Below are 15827 nucleotides of genomic sequence, written 5' to 3'. Positions count from 1 at the left end.
TTAGGCACGCCGCCAGCGTTCATCCTGAGCCAGGATCAAACTCTCCGTAGAATGTTTGACTTGCTCGGTTGTTTTTATAGTGTGTACTCACTTCTTTAAAACGTTGACGCTTTGTTTTGTTCAGTTTTCAAAGAGCAATTTTTCATGTCGTTTGCCGTTTCTTCCGAAGCGACTTAACTAATATACCATCTACACAACATAACGTCAACATCTTTTTTAAATAATCTTTTTTAGCATTATATTAAAATGTTTTCCGCCTGATGCGTGTACTACATATAGTAACATCTACCTCAAATAACTTCAATAAGAAGAAAGTCCCGATTCACGACAAAAAAATAGCTGCCCGCATATCCAGTGAGGACATGCGAGCAGCTATAAATCACAATTTTATTTAATAGAGATAATGTTTTCTTCACTGCTTGTTACTTTACCGGTTTTTTCAATAACAATTGATTGACCAGCTTTTAAGTTAGTGAAGACAATTGGTGTAATGATAGAAGTAGCATTATTTTTCACATAGTCTAGATCAACTTGTAATAGAGGCTGTCCGGCTTTAACTTTATCACCTTGTGCAATAAGTGCTTCAAAACCATTTCCTTCTAATTTAACTGTATCTATCCCTACATGAATTAACACTTCAAGGCCCGTGTCAGATTCAATCCCGATTGCATGTTTGGTTGGGAAGAAGTTGACAATCGTTCCATCCACAGGTGAAACAATGGTTCCATCCTCTGGAATGATCGCAAATCCATCACCCATCATTTTTTCAGAGAACACTGCATCAGGTACTTCGCTAATTGGTTTAATTTCACCAGTAATCGGCGAAATAAAGACATGATTTTCTCCTTCAGTACGTAAAGCTTCTGGCATAACATCAACGATTTGGTCTTCTACACCTTTTTCAGGTGGTATTTCAACATTACGAACAGTTTTCCCTTCCATAATGTCTTTCATTTGACCTTTGATTGTTTCAGAACGAGGTCCGAAGATTGCTTGAATGCTGTTACCTACTTCTAAAACGCCGGCTGCGCCTAGTTTTTTCAGTAGTTCTTTATCTACTTGTTTAGCATCATTCACGGATACTCTTAGACGTGTAATACAAGCGTCTAAGTGAGCAATATTTTTCTCTCCGCCCATAGCATCAAGAATCTGCAATGGCAGTGTTTCAGCATTAACTTTTACTGCTGGTCCTTCATTTTCATCTTCAACTTCACGTCCTGGCGTTTTTAAGTTGAATTTACGGATGGCAAAACGGAATCCGAAGTAATAAATTAAAGCGAATACGATACCAACAGGAATAACTAACCAGGCATTGGTTTGTGGATTGATTAATCCGAATAATACATAGTCAATTAATCCACCTGAGAACGTCATTCCGATTTTCACATTAAGTAAGTGCATCGTCATAAATGACAATCCTGCAAAGACTGCATGGATACCAAATAATACTGGTGCTACAAAAAGGAACGAGAATTCAAGTGGTTCTGTAATCCCTGTTAGGAATGAAGTTAATGCTGCAGAAGCCATTAATCCCCCAACCATAACTTTCTTTTCTGGACGAGCTTCGTGATAAATAGCAAGAGCTGCTGCTGGAAGTCCAAACATCATAAATGGATATTTACCTGCCATGAATGTTCCAGCTGTTAAGTTTTGTACCCCATCTTTGATCTGATTCATAAAGATAGCTTGGTCACCTTTAATAATTTCGCCGGCCGCATTTGTGTACGTTCCAAATTCAAACCAAAACGGCGAGTAGAAAATGTGATGTAATCCGAAAGGTATTAACGATCTTTCTACTAATCCAAAGATGAATGATGAGATAGTTAAATTTCCATTAAGCATGAACTCTGAGAATGTATTTAAGCCATGTTGAATCGGCGGCCAAATAAAAATCATCAAAAGTCCTAAGATTAAAGCAGATACCGCTGTCGCAATTGGAACAAAACGTTTTCCTGCAAAGAATCCGAGGTATGATGGCAATTCAATTCGGAAGAATTTATTGTACATGGCTGCAGCGATAATACCGACAATGATTCCGCCGAAGACACCCGTTGAAAGCGTCGGAATACCAAGGACACTTGCATATTCGACACTGCCCTCTAACGCTTTTGCATCAATGCCTAAAGCTGTACCCATTGTTACATTCATAATTAGGAATCCAACGATAGCTGCTAGGCCAGCTACTCCGTCTCCACCGGCAAGTCCGATAGCTACACCAACTGCAAATAATAGGGCCAAGTTGGTGAAGATAACATTCCCGGCGTTTTCCATAACAGATGCAACCATATCTACTCCGCCATTATTTAGAAACGGTGCTAAGTCTAACAACGTAGGATTTTGAAGTGCATTACCAAACGCAAGAAGAATCCCTGCTGCTGGTAAAATCGCTACCGGAAGCATTAACGCTTTCCCTACTTTTTGTAAAACACCAAATAATTTTTTAAACATGGTGTGACCTCCAGAAGTTTTTGTGGAATACTAATAAAAAACAAAATTCAACAATAAAAGGCATAAGCAAAATAAGTATAGATGCCAGCTGCTGATTATATTAATATAACCAGTTACTTAACAATCAATTACTTACTTCACTTATGCCTGATCTAATCAGTAACACGTGAATGTTATTTCTTTATTTAATTTTTGTTTGAAGTCGTTGGAGATGCATGGTCAAATAAACAGCTTCAGCATCGTATACAGGCTTCAAAAGCTTTTTTTGCATAATTTTTATCAGCTTCCACGCCAGATTATAGCACAGGGGGTATTCTTCTTTCAATAGTTTTGCAATTTTTTGTGGTTCATCTATTTTTTCATCAGCAAGAACTCGGTCAATGGTAAAACGGAGATGTCGAACCAGCCTGATATAGTCCACGCTTTCTTTATCCATTTTAAATTCAAGCTGATCTTCTATTATCCCTACTAAATGACTGACCAACTGGGAAAATTTATTAACTTCTGCTAACTCCTTATTTACAACCGCACTATGAATATGAAGGGTGATGAATCCTATCTCACCTTCTGGGAGCCCGATTCCTGTCTTTTCTTTCATAATTTCAATAACTTCTTTTGCCACCTCATATTCAAAGGGATAAAGAGTGATTGTTTCTATAAGAAACGGATTTTTCATTTCCATCCCATTTTGAACACGGTTGAGGGCAAAAAGAAGATGATCGGTCAAACCAACATGGATATGTTCATTTAAGCTGCCAGGTACCCGAGAATTTATATGTTGAATGGTTTCAATAATACTAGCCTGCATTTGTTCATCAATATTTGGAAGTAACTTCTTGTAATTCTCCTGTTCCTTCTCGCTTTTCAGAACAAACATTTTATCGGCCAAATCTTCAGGCAGCACATCGCCTTTTTTACGATTAAAGCCGACACCTTTACCAATGACAACCGTTTCTCCATATGAAGGGTGAACAGCTATGGCAACATTATTGTTTAATACCTTGCTTATATGAATTCCTTCCATGAAAATCCCTCATTTATGCTCGATTTCTATTACCCTTAATGTTAGACAAATTACCTGTCGAAAGCAATGTTAAATCAATTCCAAATAGGAAATTTTCGTAAAAAAGCAGACAAAAAGGAACCCCTATTGGGATTCCCTTACTAACTATATCAAGAAAACAAAGTAAAGGATAAAGATGATGAAGAGTCCATACATAATGGGGTGAACCTGTTTTGCTTTCCCTTTCATAATCATGGTGATGGGATAAAAGACAAAACCACAAGCAATACCTGTTGCTATACTATAAGTTAGAGGCATCATGATAACGGTAAAGAAGGCTGGGACCGCAATCTCGAATTTATCCCACTCTATATTCTTCAATGAAGCAGCCATCATGACACCGACGATAATTAATGCAGGTGCTGTAACTGCTGAAGTAACGACCGATAATAATGGGAAGAAGAAGATCGAAAGAACAAAAAATAAACCAGTGATAACAGCCGCAAAACCACTTCGCGCTCCTGCTGCAACGCCTGAGGTAGACTCAACATATGATGTCGTTGTTGACGTACCAAGTACAGCACCGAAGACGATGGATAATGAATCAGCAAACAGTCCTTTCCCTACTCTCGGCAGGACATTATCCTTCATTAAGCCTGCTTGTTGAGCCACAGCTACTAATGTACCAGCGGTATCAAAAAATGCGACAAACAAGAAAGTTAAGATAACAATCAGCATCTGACCGGTGAATAACTCACTTGGATTTCCAAAAGCATTAAAAGCTGTTCCGAATGTTGGGGATAGACTTGGCACGGATCCGATAATTTTCGTAGGAACATCGATTAATCCGAAGATCATTCCTACAATTGCTGTAATCACCATTCCGGCAAAGACACCACTTTTTATTCCTTTAGTTAATAACATCACTGTAACCAGGATTCCGAATATAGCTAGCAAGGTATTACCTGAAGTGAGGTCGCCAATCCCAACAATAACATTTTCGTTTTTAACAATGATTCCTGAATTTTGAAATCCTACAAACGTTATAAAAAGTCCAATTCCTGCGCCTACTGCATATTTCAATTCAGCAGGAATGGCATTTATTATTTTTTCCCGGATACCGGATAGTGATAAAAGAACAAAAATGACCCCAGAAATTAACACACCTGTTAAAGCTGTTTCCCATGGTATTCCAAAGGTTAACACGACTGTATAGGCGAAGAATGCATTCAAACCCATACCAGGTGCTAAGGCAATGGGATATCGAGCAATGACTCCCATTAAAATAGATCCAATTGCTGCGGCTAATGCTGTTGCAACAAAGACAGATCCATAATCCATGCGAAGTGCATCCGGCAGATCTTCTACACTACTCAATGTTAATGTTACAGGATTAACAACCAATATATATGCCATTGCTAGGAAGGTCGTTAGTCCGCCCAGTATTTCACGTCGGAAATTAGTACCTAGTTCTTCGAATTGAAAGTACTTCTTCATTTTTCTCGTCTCCCTTAAAATGTTTTTGCCACATAAAGAAAAGCCGCATTCTTTCCCGAACGCGGCTTAACTACATAAATGCAAAAGAGACAGTCAATAAAGAGACCTATCCTTTACATCGTAGTCAAGCTGTTAACGGCAGCTCAGTAGAAACTTTTGGGCCATATCCCCAAGATTATACGATGAGTATATAATTATGAATTTTCCAATTATTACAGAATCATTGTAACAACTAACGTAAATGTTCGTCAACAGTTTTTACGAATAATATCAATAATAAAATTACTAACGTTCGTGTTAAATCAAAAAAGAAAGGATTTTTAGCTTAATCCGCTATGGACTAAGCTAAAAATCCTTTCTTATGAAAAATCTATTCCCACTCAATCGTTGCAGGCGGCTTAGAAGTAATATCATACACGACGCGGTTAACGTGATCCACTTCATTAACAATCCTGGTAGAAATGATTTCCAAGACTTCCCAAGGAATTCTTGCCCAATCGGATGTCATTCCATCAATGGAAGTTACTGCACGAATACCAATCGTATAATCATACGTTCTCGCATCGCCCATTACTCCTACGCTGCGGATATCCGGAAGAACCGTAAAGTATTGCCATATTTCACGTTCTAATCCAGCTTTTTTCACTTCATCACGTAGAATGTAATCAGATTCTCGAACGATTTCTAATTTTTCTTCCGATATGGCACCCAAAACACGTATTCCTAAACCTGGGCCTGGGAATGGTTGACGCCAAACAATTTCATCAGGAATCCCTAACTCAGTTCCAAGAGCACGTACTTCATCCTTGAAAAGTGTATTTAAGGGTTCAATTAACGTGAATTGCATGTCTTCAGGCAAACCTCCGACATTATGATGGGACTTAATGGTTTGTGCCGTTGCTGTACCGCTTTCGATAATATCTGTGTACAGCGTACCCTGCGCAAGGAAGTCTATGCCTTCTAGTTTCGTTGCTTCATCATCAAATACATAAATGAATTCATTTCCAATGATTTTTCGTTTTTTCTCTGGGTCAGAAACACCTTCAAGTTTCGAGAAGAAGCGTTCTTTTGCATCAACCAAGATTACATTCATGTTGAAGCCTTCAGTAAATGTTTTCATGACACTTTCAGCTTCTCCTTTACGAAGAAGACCGTGATCAACGAAAATACAGGTTAATTGGTCACCAATTGCCTGATGAATTAACACAGCAACAACAGACGAATCAACACCACCGCTTAATGCACAAAGAACTTTTCTGTCGCCAACTTCTTGACGAATTTTTTCAATTTCTACTTCAACAAAGTTTTCCATTGACCAATCACCTGTACACTCACATACGTTAAACACAAAATTCTTTAGAATTTCGGTTCCGTACGCTGAATGACGAACTTCTGGGTGGAATTGGACAGCATATAACTTACGTGATTCATCACTCATCGCTGCAATCGGACACGATGCATTGATTCCATCGACAGTAAATCCTTCTGGTGTTTCCATGACTAGATCACCGTGACTCATCCAAACAATCTGTTCCTCAGGAAGGCCGGTGAAAATGCTTGAAGCATGTTGGATTTTTAACGTAGCTTTACCATATTCACGATTCTTAGCACGTTCCACTCTGCCGCCAAAATGCTTAGTCATCAACTGCATGCCATAACAAATTCCCATTATAGGTAAGCCAAGTTCGAAAATGCGTTCGTCACAGCTGAAAGCTGTATCATCATAAACGCTATTAGGACCTCCGGAAAGGATGATTCCAGTAGGGTTTATTTTTTTAATTTCTTCTGCAGTAATCGTGTGAGGATGCAATTCACTATAAACGCCCAACTCACGAATACGGCGTGTAATTAATTGGTTATACTGACTTCCAAAATCAAGCACTAAAATCATTTCTTGGTTTTGCAATTCTACTTTACCCGGCACAATCGTCACCTCTACTGTTGAATTTCACTCAATTCATGTATGTCCCTTTAAGAAGACTGAAATAAGTAATTACTCCTTTTATTGTTGCAAAATTCTTAGAAATTAATAAAAAAAGCCAGAATTCTGCCTCTCGAATAAACGAAGAAGGCAGAATTCCAGCTACTATACGAAAAAACTGCCTTCATAGTCAAATCATTTACGGTGATTCGGTAGATACTTTCGATCCATATTATCGAGGATATATGAAGGTGTTGATTATTAAGTTTATTCAATTGTAACAACAGGTTAAAAACAAGGTCAAGTGGTAGTCTTTTTAATTAACTTTTCCCATAATTCAAAATTCTTATTTAGACTCTCTTTTTCAGTATCACCACGGTAGATAATTCTTTCATATTCTTTTGTCAACTTCTGCATATGGGCCTCATTTACACCATACCTTGAATCGACAGCAACCGCATATTCACTCAACGTTTGACCTTCTGGACGATGGATTCCAGCACGCTGCAATTGTATTAACAATGTCATGTAAGCTTTAGAAAAGACAGCATGATCCTTCATCTGTTTATATCGACGAATGTAAATCCAAGGCAGCCATTTACGACGTGATTTATACACATAAAAACCAATAAGTCCAAGCCCTATCCCCGCAATAGTGAAAGTGATCCACGACCAATTGGAATCATCGCTTCCATTTCCAGAAGATGAAGGTTCATCCAAATTTTTTACAGGTGTTTTACTCTCATCTGCTTCAGGTTTCAATTCATCTGCATTTTTTTCAGGTATGTCATTTTGACTGGTACTAGTACTTTCAATAGAGGAATCATAAAAGCTGGCAGAATTTGAAAATCCCTTTGTTGGTTCAAAAGGTACCCACCCCGTTCCCGGAAAATAAACCTCAACCCAGGAATGAGCATTATTATTGGTCACTTTTTTAACTTGTTTTCCTTTGTAGGTTGCTGTAACACCTGTCGTATATCCCTTTGTCCAGCGCGAAGGAATATCATTCGCTCGCAGAAGAACAATCATCGCACTTGAAAAGTTATCACAGTACCCTCTTTGAGTTTCAAATAAAAATTGATCAACATAATCTTGGGAGCCCTCTGGATAAGGAATATCTGTCTTATCGTAGACAAACTCTGGACGGTCAAAATAATTCTCAATTGCTTTCACTTTATCATAATAATTCGTCTTTCCTGCTGTAATTTCTAAGGCAAGTTCCCTTACACGTTCAGGGATTTCGGGAAGCTGTGTGTACTCGCTCCTCATCGGTACCTCTTCGTATAATTGATCTTCCGTAACTTCCTTCAGGGCGACCATATCATATGATGGCACAAGATAGTCTAAGGTGTATTCATTTAATTTAATCCTAGATCCACTTACTGCCCATGGTTCCACCTTTTCTGTTAACTCGTTAAAACGAAAGGAAACCTCATCTTTTGTATGAACTTTTTTTAGATAGCTAGGCTCTGGAAGAACGATATGATTATAGGTTTTTTTCACGGTTATATCTACGCTATAATCCTCTAACTTTATATTGGAGGTGTCTTCGGTTACCCTCTTGGCTGAAACATCTTGATTATTTGGAAAATAACTCATATCTATTTCAGAAAAGTCGGCCCAACCCTTACCAGTATAAAAATCTTTATGTTCTACCTTCCAATACGGATTATTCTTCGCATTATGATAAAAAATGACGGTGTCGTTTCCTTCTATGGAGCCGCCAAGTCGGTCGTCATTTTCACTATAACCCATTTGATTAATACCGCTTTTTCCGTTTCCACCAGATCCTTCCTTTCCAGATTGAGTCTTAAAAAAAGGAACAGGGTCAGGCCATTGTGGATCGAGTTTGGGTGCAGCAAAGCCGAAAAGGGTACTTAGTACCAGCATAAGACAGAGAGGGAGCACCCAGTTCCCAAGATTAACAGCTGAAATTTCAAGACCTTCCCGGTCGAGCAGTCTGAAAAAGGCCAACAGCCCAAGAAAGATAAAGCCAATTATAATCGTTCGAATAATCGCTTGATCTGCATCGTAAACGGTAAAGGTGTCAAGAAAAGAGAGATACATTACGGTCGATAAAAAAAACAGAAAGATCTTTTTCTTAACGGATATCCAATAATGAATAAGGTACGTAACTAACCAAATTAAAATAAAAAATAAAAAGGAACGAAATAGATTCGATAAATCCAACCACTCACCTGCAAAAACGCCAAGCAGATTATTCTTAAACTCCTCTACCATGTCCAAAATCCAGATTAAATTAAACAACGAGACATCAAAATAAAGGTATTGAAGCGACAGGATGGTATATCCTGATAAGAAAGCGAAACGAACAAGCCAGTTCAGCTGGAGATAATGTAACAGCAAAGAGAAGATAGCAAAAACAAGAAAGACAGATAGATTCCCTGTATTAGTGAGTTGACCGACCGGTCTCACCCACTCCCAAACAAGCAGCATCCCAAAGAAATATAACAGACAACGAATACTCGTATTCAGCGTTTTGCTCTGCATCATTGAGCCATCACCTCAATTATTTCAGATTCGTATTGATGCTGATCCAAATAATTCACTCTAACGCCCTTTTTCTTAGCTGACTCACGAACAGCTATCTCCTCCGCAGTCAAAAAGGAGCCGGTTTTCATACAGAATACCGTTATCGCTCGATTTAATTTATAGCCGCTAATCAACTCCATGGTGGTTCGAGATAGTTTCCCCGTAACAATGATTAATGCAGCATTTAACGGTAGTATAGATTGGTGGTTTTCAAGGGATACCTCCAACCTCTCCGCAGCCGCTGCTTTTGCTCGAGCTAGTTTGTACAATATATCTTGTCTTTGATGTTCTCCACCCCTTATAGGAAGAGATGGCTCTTGAAATGCGGTTCCAAGGTACCCCATTTGGATTCCTTTCTTTAAAACAGCATGGGAAAAAGAGGCCGTAAAAACAATCATTTCTTCAAATAAGGGGGTCTCCTGCTCGTCCAAAATCAAGAAAAGATCATGACTCTTTTGTTCATCAAATTCCTTTGTCATCATTTCGTTTTTCTTAGCTGTCGCTTTCCAATTAATCCAAGAGATTTGGTCACCAGGTTGATAGTCCCTTACCCCTGAAGCGAGTGTATGATCATGCAGTAGCTTTCTAATGGATCCCCCATTGCCTTGATCATATGCTTTTTCAAGCTGTTGAAAAGGAAGCTGAATAATAGCCGGGTACACCATAATCGTTTGAGGTACAGTATAGATTGAACTCTTTTGATACAATCCAAAGAAGTCTCCTGTTTGCAGTCGAATGGTTTCTAGGAAGTGCTCCCCGCGCGGAAGATGATCAAACCGATAATTGAGCTTAATTTCCCTTTTGAACAAAGGAAACACAATTATTTTCTTTTTTTGTTGGGATATGGGTAATAAAGAGTCTGGAACCTCATCTTCTACCATTAAATAAAACAGTGGGATCAAACTTTTTCTCGATATGATAATTTTTGCCTCTAGATGATCTCCCGCCTGATATTGAATCTTACTCACACTTCGTTCTACCTTAAACTTGTCCATTGAATACCCGATTAACATAAAAGAATATAAAGCAAAAGGCAGAAACGTATAGAATAAGAACCAACTTAAAAATCCGCCTTGGAACATGGCAAATATAAATGACGTAATCGTTAACAGTAACAAACCTGTCATCTTAGCATATTTTCTAAAAAAATGTACTACCCTCTTCATCATTAGTTCACTTGCCTTTTAACAGGGACCGGAATTTTCCTCACAATATCCTGAATGATACTCTCTGCATCCATTCCTCCATATTTCGCTTCTGATTTAAGGATGATTCGATGGGACAGCACTGCCGGAGCCAAGTATTGTACATCGTCAGGCAACACATAGTCTCTGCCGTTTAACAACGCATAAGCCTGCGCTGCCTTCATTAAAGCTATCGTACCGCGGGGACTGACTCCTAGATTTACATTTGGATGAACCCGTGTACGTGCAGACAAATCAACTAAATACCTTTTTATCGTATCTTCTACATGTATCTTTAGGACCTCTTCCTGCAATGTCCTTATCTCTTCCATAGAAATAACTGGCTCCAATTCTTCGATTGGCTGCGATTTACGTGCCAGATTTAACACTTCCATTTCCTCCTGCATCGTTGGATAGCCAATTTTCATTTTTAACAAAAACCGGTCCAATTGTGCCTCTGGAAGAGGATACGTTCCCTCATATTCGATAGGATTCTGCGTTGCCATAACAAAAAACGGCTTTTCTAATTGTCTCGTCACTCCGTCAACGGTCACACTTGCTTCCTCCATCCCCTCAAGTAATGCAGCTTGAGTCTTTGGAGATGTTCGATTGATTTCATCGGCTAAAATAATATTGCCCATAATAGGACCTGGACGAAAGATGAATTCTTGTAATTGAGGATTGTAGATGGAAACACCGGTCACATCAGATGGCAGTAAATCCGGGGTAAATTGGATCCGCTTAAAGCTGGCATTAATTGATTTTGCCAATGATCTAACCATCATTGTTTTTCCTACTCCAGGTACATCTTCAAGAAGCACATGACCATCTGCAAGCATAGCAACTAAACTTAATTCAACTATATTTCTTTTACCAATAATGACATTTTCAATATTATCGATTACTTTTTTTAATTTTGGATGTTTATGTTCGTAGGCCATTCTCTTCCTCCTTAGAGCTTCTCTAACTAGCTGTTACTACTCATACTATTCGACCTATATTCCTCAAAACCCTCTCTAAATCTGTCGGAAAATCTGGATATTAGAAAAAACCCCCTCGAACGGTAAGTCCAAGGGGCACCAAATACTATACATTTTTATCCTCTGATTCATGAACAAGCTTTCTAAAACCAAGTGCACCTGCTGCGAAATATAGAGCAGAAGGCATATAGAGTAAGAAAAAAGAAAAAGGAAAAGACAGCACACCTATTCCAATCATTAAGCCCCCGAATAATTTATGATTCATCTTATTAACAAGCATACTAAGAATAATGGCTCCGATTTGTAAAAGGAAAAAGAAGATACTGAAAACCAATATAATGAACACTATCAGGTCATCACCCTGAGAGTGGTAGACACCGATCCCGATTAAAACAAGGAGTGAAACCAATATACCAATTATTCCTCCGATTAAACCGAAAATTAATTCTGCTTTCCGTTTCAATCAAGCTGACCTCCTCTACAATGGGCTAATAATGCTGAAAACATGATATACTAGCAAGCATACGAATATATCATCTGGAGGAATCATGTTCAAAAAATTCTTTATAACCGTTATCCTAATCGCTCTTGTTTTAGGATTTATTATGACATTTGCATAATTTCCCTTCCCTAAAGCTACATGCTTTGGGGCATTTATTTTTTCTTACTTCCATTGATGAAACCATTTCATAAATCTTTGTTTATTTTTTTTAAGAATCTCTTTAGATGTACGATTTTCTTTTTGTTTTTTCCATTCAAAATAGCTCGCTATAGAGATAAGCAGTAGACCGCCGATAATTAAATACAACCACCATGGAAGATAACCCCATAGGGATTTTGTATTCATGTAAATATTTAATAAAATAGTACCTATTCCGGCCAAGAAATAAGATTTGTATCTTCTACTAAAGCCTAATAAAATCGCTGCTAGAGAAATCGTCCCAATAACTAAGGCATCATTCAACGTATCTCCTCGAACCGCATCAATAATTAAGAGAAAAAAGAAAAAAGCCACAACGCCTATTTCTATTTGTTGCGTGATTTCTCCCATGTTGTAGAGCTTCCTTAGCAAGAGTGAACTAATGATGAGAAATGGCAGGATCCATACTTCTGCTTGAATGACTTCAGGTATCGTGAATTGTTCCAATATTTTTTGATACGGAAAAAGACTCAAAATCAGCGCTGCCGAGAGATACCCCTGTCTTTCAGCTTGCTTACTCGTAAACGTGCGAATAACTAGGAAATAAAGTGGGATTAAACAAGCTGCACCAATGTCTAATCCAGCATTAGTGGACCCGCTGTTCATCAACTGATAGTTTAACTGAATAAGATAAATCAACCCAAAAATCCTATAAAAATCTACAAGGGTTTTCTCACCTCTTTGAACCACCAGACCCTTTACCCATCTACTGCTCAACCCTGTCATCAAGGTAGTTAAAATTAAGAGTACTGATAGACATGCCATAAGGGATAATGTTTGGACATACAGGGAAAAGAAAAGAAAACTAAGGAACAGTGTCCCCACAATTGCATGGCTCCATTTACGTTTCAACAATAAATACCCTGCAAATACAAGCTGCAATACCGCACTGATGATCCAAAAAACCGCTGCCCAATCACTTGGAAAACCATTTATAAAGGATTCGGAAATATAGACAATTATGGAGAAGTGCAAATATGGAATTAAGTAATAGCCAATGATATCTTTCCATTTATTATTTCCCAACATCCATAACACACTAATGATACCAGCTGTAATGGCAAAGGCATACGCTGTCAGGTAGGCTGTATTTTGGATATCTTTGAAGAACAACATTATCTGAACAAATAGCGTTAAAAAGCCTATATAAGTAAAACTATATTGCTCCCAGTTCACCTTAGCTCTTACGGCACTAAAGCAATAAAGGCTTAGCGGCATTAAGTACCAGAAAGGGGAAGAATCGAAACTATAAATAAGACCAATTCCTAGGATAACACCTACAATATTCACCAAATGGCTAAACCAAAAATAATAGGTTCGGCCACTTTCCGAATATCTCCCGATAAGCTCAGAAACCACCATGAAAAATATAGAAGCAAATAAACAGAAAGCGGTAATAAATTCTTTATTGGTTGAACCAATCAAATCAAATAGGGAAAAATAGACGCCAAAGCTTGTGAAAATGACTGCTAACCATAAGGGGTGCTGCCGATAAAGATACACAGAGGTAATATTGATTGCTGTGACAATCAGCATGATGTCTGTAATAACAAATGGATGGGACTCACCAATATAAACTGAGATAAACGCTAACATAGCAATAACTTGCCCAGTCAGAAAACCGACATGAAAGTATTGCTTGGAATAGTTCCGTAATAAATAGCCTAACATCAGTGTGATGAATGAGATGCCAACTAGATGAATGCTTATGATGATCGTCTCTTCGTACCAAAGACTGACTTCAATAGCATACAGATAGAGAATATTCAGAGAAATCGTCAGCGCTATGATAAAACCAAAAGGACCTGCTTGGTTACTTCAACTCGATTGGTCTTTAACATCCGTTAGTAAAAATAGTCCTGAAACGATTGCTAAGAATAGACTTACTATGAGCCAATCCATTTGAGCAAACTTAGTCAGCAAAATGAAGACCATAATCCCGCTTGAATAGAGTAAAGCACTCTGCTTATATAGTTTTAATTGATCTAGATAATTAAATAGATAGAAACCTAGATAGCTGAACACTTGAATTAAAAATAATGAAGTACCTATTAATTCCCAGGATAAAGCGAATGCGAGGCCTAGATAGACCAAAGCTAAATTAATCAGACCGATAACTGGATAGGTATACACAGCTTTCTGCTCCCGATTAGCATAGAAAACGTACTGAGCAGCAATAATCAACAGAGCTAAAACAACCTGAGCATAATGCTCTTGATAAGATAAGGCATTGATATACAGAAAGCTAAGCAGACTTACCGTCATACTCGTATAAGCAAAGCTTTTCCCGAGATATGGATTGGTACGTACCAGCCAGACATGTAAGGCTGTGAATATCAATGGTAGACAGGCAAACGCAATGACAGCCGTTTCTTCCAAAATGGTATTGTAAATAATATGAGTATAACCATAAGTGAAGAGTATACTGAACACAAAGTTATAATAACGTTTTTTATACTTCACCGCCAAAATCAAAAACAAAAAGGATGATAGTAATAAGCTAATTGAATAAATAACAGTGCTGCTAAATAGAGTAAACACGATGAAGCCTTCTGCAAAAATCTTAAACTGTACAAAAGCGAAAAAATACGGCCGAAATACCGCAAGAAAAGGCCAGTCACGAATCGTGTCCATTTTCCAAAGTAATAACAGGTTGAACACCGTAATAAAGAGACAAAGCACTTCCAATGTAGGAGCCAAATAGTTAAAGGCAAAGATGAACGTGATAACAAAAGTAACTAATGCAATAAAGATAAATAATTTCGATGTAAATCGAGAAGCAATTTTGTAATAAATGGCCAAACAAAGCAGACCCGCTAAGAATCCGTAGAGGCTGCGCCCGTCTCCTTTAAGAGATAAGTAAGGACCAAAAATCTGATAATAAGAAGCCGAAAGGAGTGCAATCGGAACAAACAGACTAGCCAAAGTTAAAAAGGCAAAAGACGTCTGTCTGATCTTCAGCCTCGCAGCAAGGTATGCCATTCCGGCAAAGAAGACTGAAACCGCACTAATACAAAACACTTTAAGAAGCGAATTTAAATTTCCCCATGTAGATGTAGCCCATATCAGACCACCAAACAATAAAAGAATAACACCAGTAATTAGCACAGCTGTAATGTTTCTTTCTCTAATCTGTTCCGGTGTTTTTTCTTTAATCGGTGCAGCTTGATAAACTGGTGCCATCGTCTCCGTTTGACTTGGAGATGAATGTTCTACCTGCTTCTCAACCACATGATCCGTAGATGTAGATAATTCTACTCTCTCTGGGTTAGTTTCTTCTATGACAGCAGGTTGATCTAGTTTAACTGCTTCTTTCTCCTTAACGGTTTGCTGATTATGTAGATGCTGGACCAACTGATGATAATGACGGTCATATGTACTCCCGATTCGAATATAATCGGTTTTTGGAATTAATCGTTTCTCCCAAAGGGTATCCAATTCCTGTTGAAAGACTTGCCTTCTTTCATCAAGATCTGTTCTTTCTAGAGGCTTGTTCATTTACCCACTCCTTTCACACTCATTTAATCAATCGATTGATTAA

At 38.2% G+C, this 15827-nt stretch carries 10 protein-coding genes and 2 riboswitches; all 10 genes read right to left on the bottom strand.

The annotated features are described in order from the left end of the window. Nucleotides 1–387 precede the first annotated feature (387 nt). The 10 genes from ptsG to AC52RT_RS02365 all read right to left on the bottom strand — a co-directional run bounded on the left by ptsG (nt 388) and on the right by AC52RT_RS02365 (nt 15784). A complete protein-coding gene (ptsG, locus tag AC52RT_RS02410) occupies nt 388–2448 on the bottom strand; it encodes a glucose-specific PTS transporter subunit IIBC (RefSeq protein WP_495539268.1) in 2061 nt (686 codons plus the stop codon). A 181-nt stretch (nt 2449–2629) separates the two neighbouring features. Next, entirely contained in the window at nt 2630–3472 is an 843-nt protein-coding gene (glcT, locus tag AC52RT_RS02405) for a glucose PTS transporter transcription antiterminator GlcT (protein ID WP_495539267.1), read from the bottom strand. A 144-nt stretch (nt 3473–3616) separates the two neighbouring features. Then, the gene (locus AC52RT_RS02400) at nt 3617–4948 is read right to left on the bottom strand and encodes an NCS2 family permease (protein WP_495539266.1); all 1332 of its coding nucleotides are present in this window, start codon (nt 4946–4948) and stop codon (nt 3617–3619) included. Between the two features lie 101 nt (nt 4949–5049). Next, a riboswitch (purine riboswitch) is annotated at nt 5050–5151 on the bottom strand. Nucleotides 5152–5318: 167 nt separating this feature from the next. Next, nucleotides 5319–6872: a glutamine-hydrolyzing GMP synthase gene (guaA, locus tag AC52RT_RS02395; protein ID WP_495539265.1), complete on the bottom strand. Its 1554-nt coding sequence runs from the start codon at nt 6870–6872 to the stop codon at nt 5319–5321. A 164-nt stretch (nt 6873–7036) separates the two neighbouring features. Then, a riboswitch (purine riboswitch) is annotated at nt 7037–7138 on the bottom strand. A 31-nt stretch (nt 7139–7169) separates the two neighbouring features. Further along, nucleotides 7170–9383, bottom strand: coding sequence for a DUF4129 domain-containing transglutaminase family protein (locus AC52RT_RS02390; RefSeq protein ID WP_495539264.1), 2214 nt, complete (start codon nt 9381–9383; stop codon nt 7170–7172). Further along, nucleotides 9380–10549: a DUF58 domain-containing protein gene (locus AC52RT_RS02385; protein WP_495539263.1), complete on the bottom strand. Its 1170-nt coding sequence runs from the start codon at nt 10547–10549 to the stop codon at nt 9380–9382. Before AC52RT_RS02385 ends, AC52RT_RS02390 begins: the two co-directional genes overlap by 4 nt. 41 nt (nt 10550–10590) lie before the next feature. Continuing rightward, nucleotides 10591–11547, bottom strand: a complete 957-nt coding sequence (locus AC52RT_RS02380) for an AAA family ATPase (protein ID WP_495539262.1) — start codon at nt 11545–11547, stop codon at nt 10591–10593. 145 nt (nt 11548–11692) lie between these two features. Then, nucleotides 11693–12049, bottom strand: a complete 357-nt coding sequence (locus AC52RT_RS02375) for a hypothetical protein (protein ID WP_495539261.1) — start codon at nt 12047–12049, stop codon at nt 11693–11695. Between the two features lie 201 nt (nt 12050–12250). Further along, a complete protein-coding gene (locus AC52RT_RS02370; RefSeq protein WP_495539260.1) occupies nt 12251–13957 on the bottom strand; it encodes a hypothetical protein in 1707 nt (568 codons plus the stop codon). 147 nt (nt 13958–14104) lie between these two features. Next, complete coding sequence (locus AC52RT_RS02365) at nt 14105–15784, bottom strand: hypothetical protein (RefSeq protein WP_495539259.1); 1680 nt, start codon at nt 15782–15784, stop codon at nt 14105–14107. Nucleotides 15785–15827 lie beyond the last annotated feature (43 nt).

This window comes from Peribacillus sp. (genome assembly GCF_059453735.1).
Note: the sequence above shows the minus strand (reverse complement) of the source record. Positions and strands in the feature narration are given on the sequence as shown.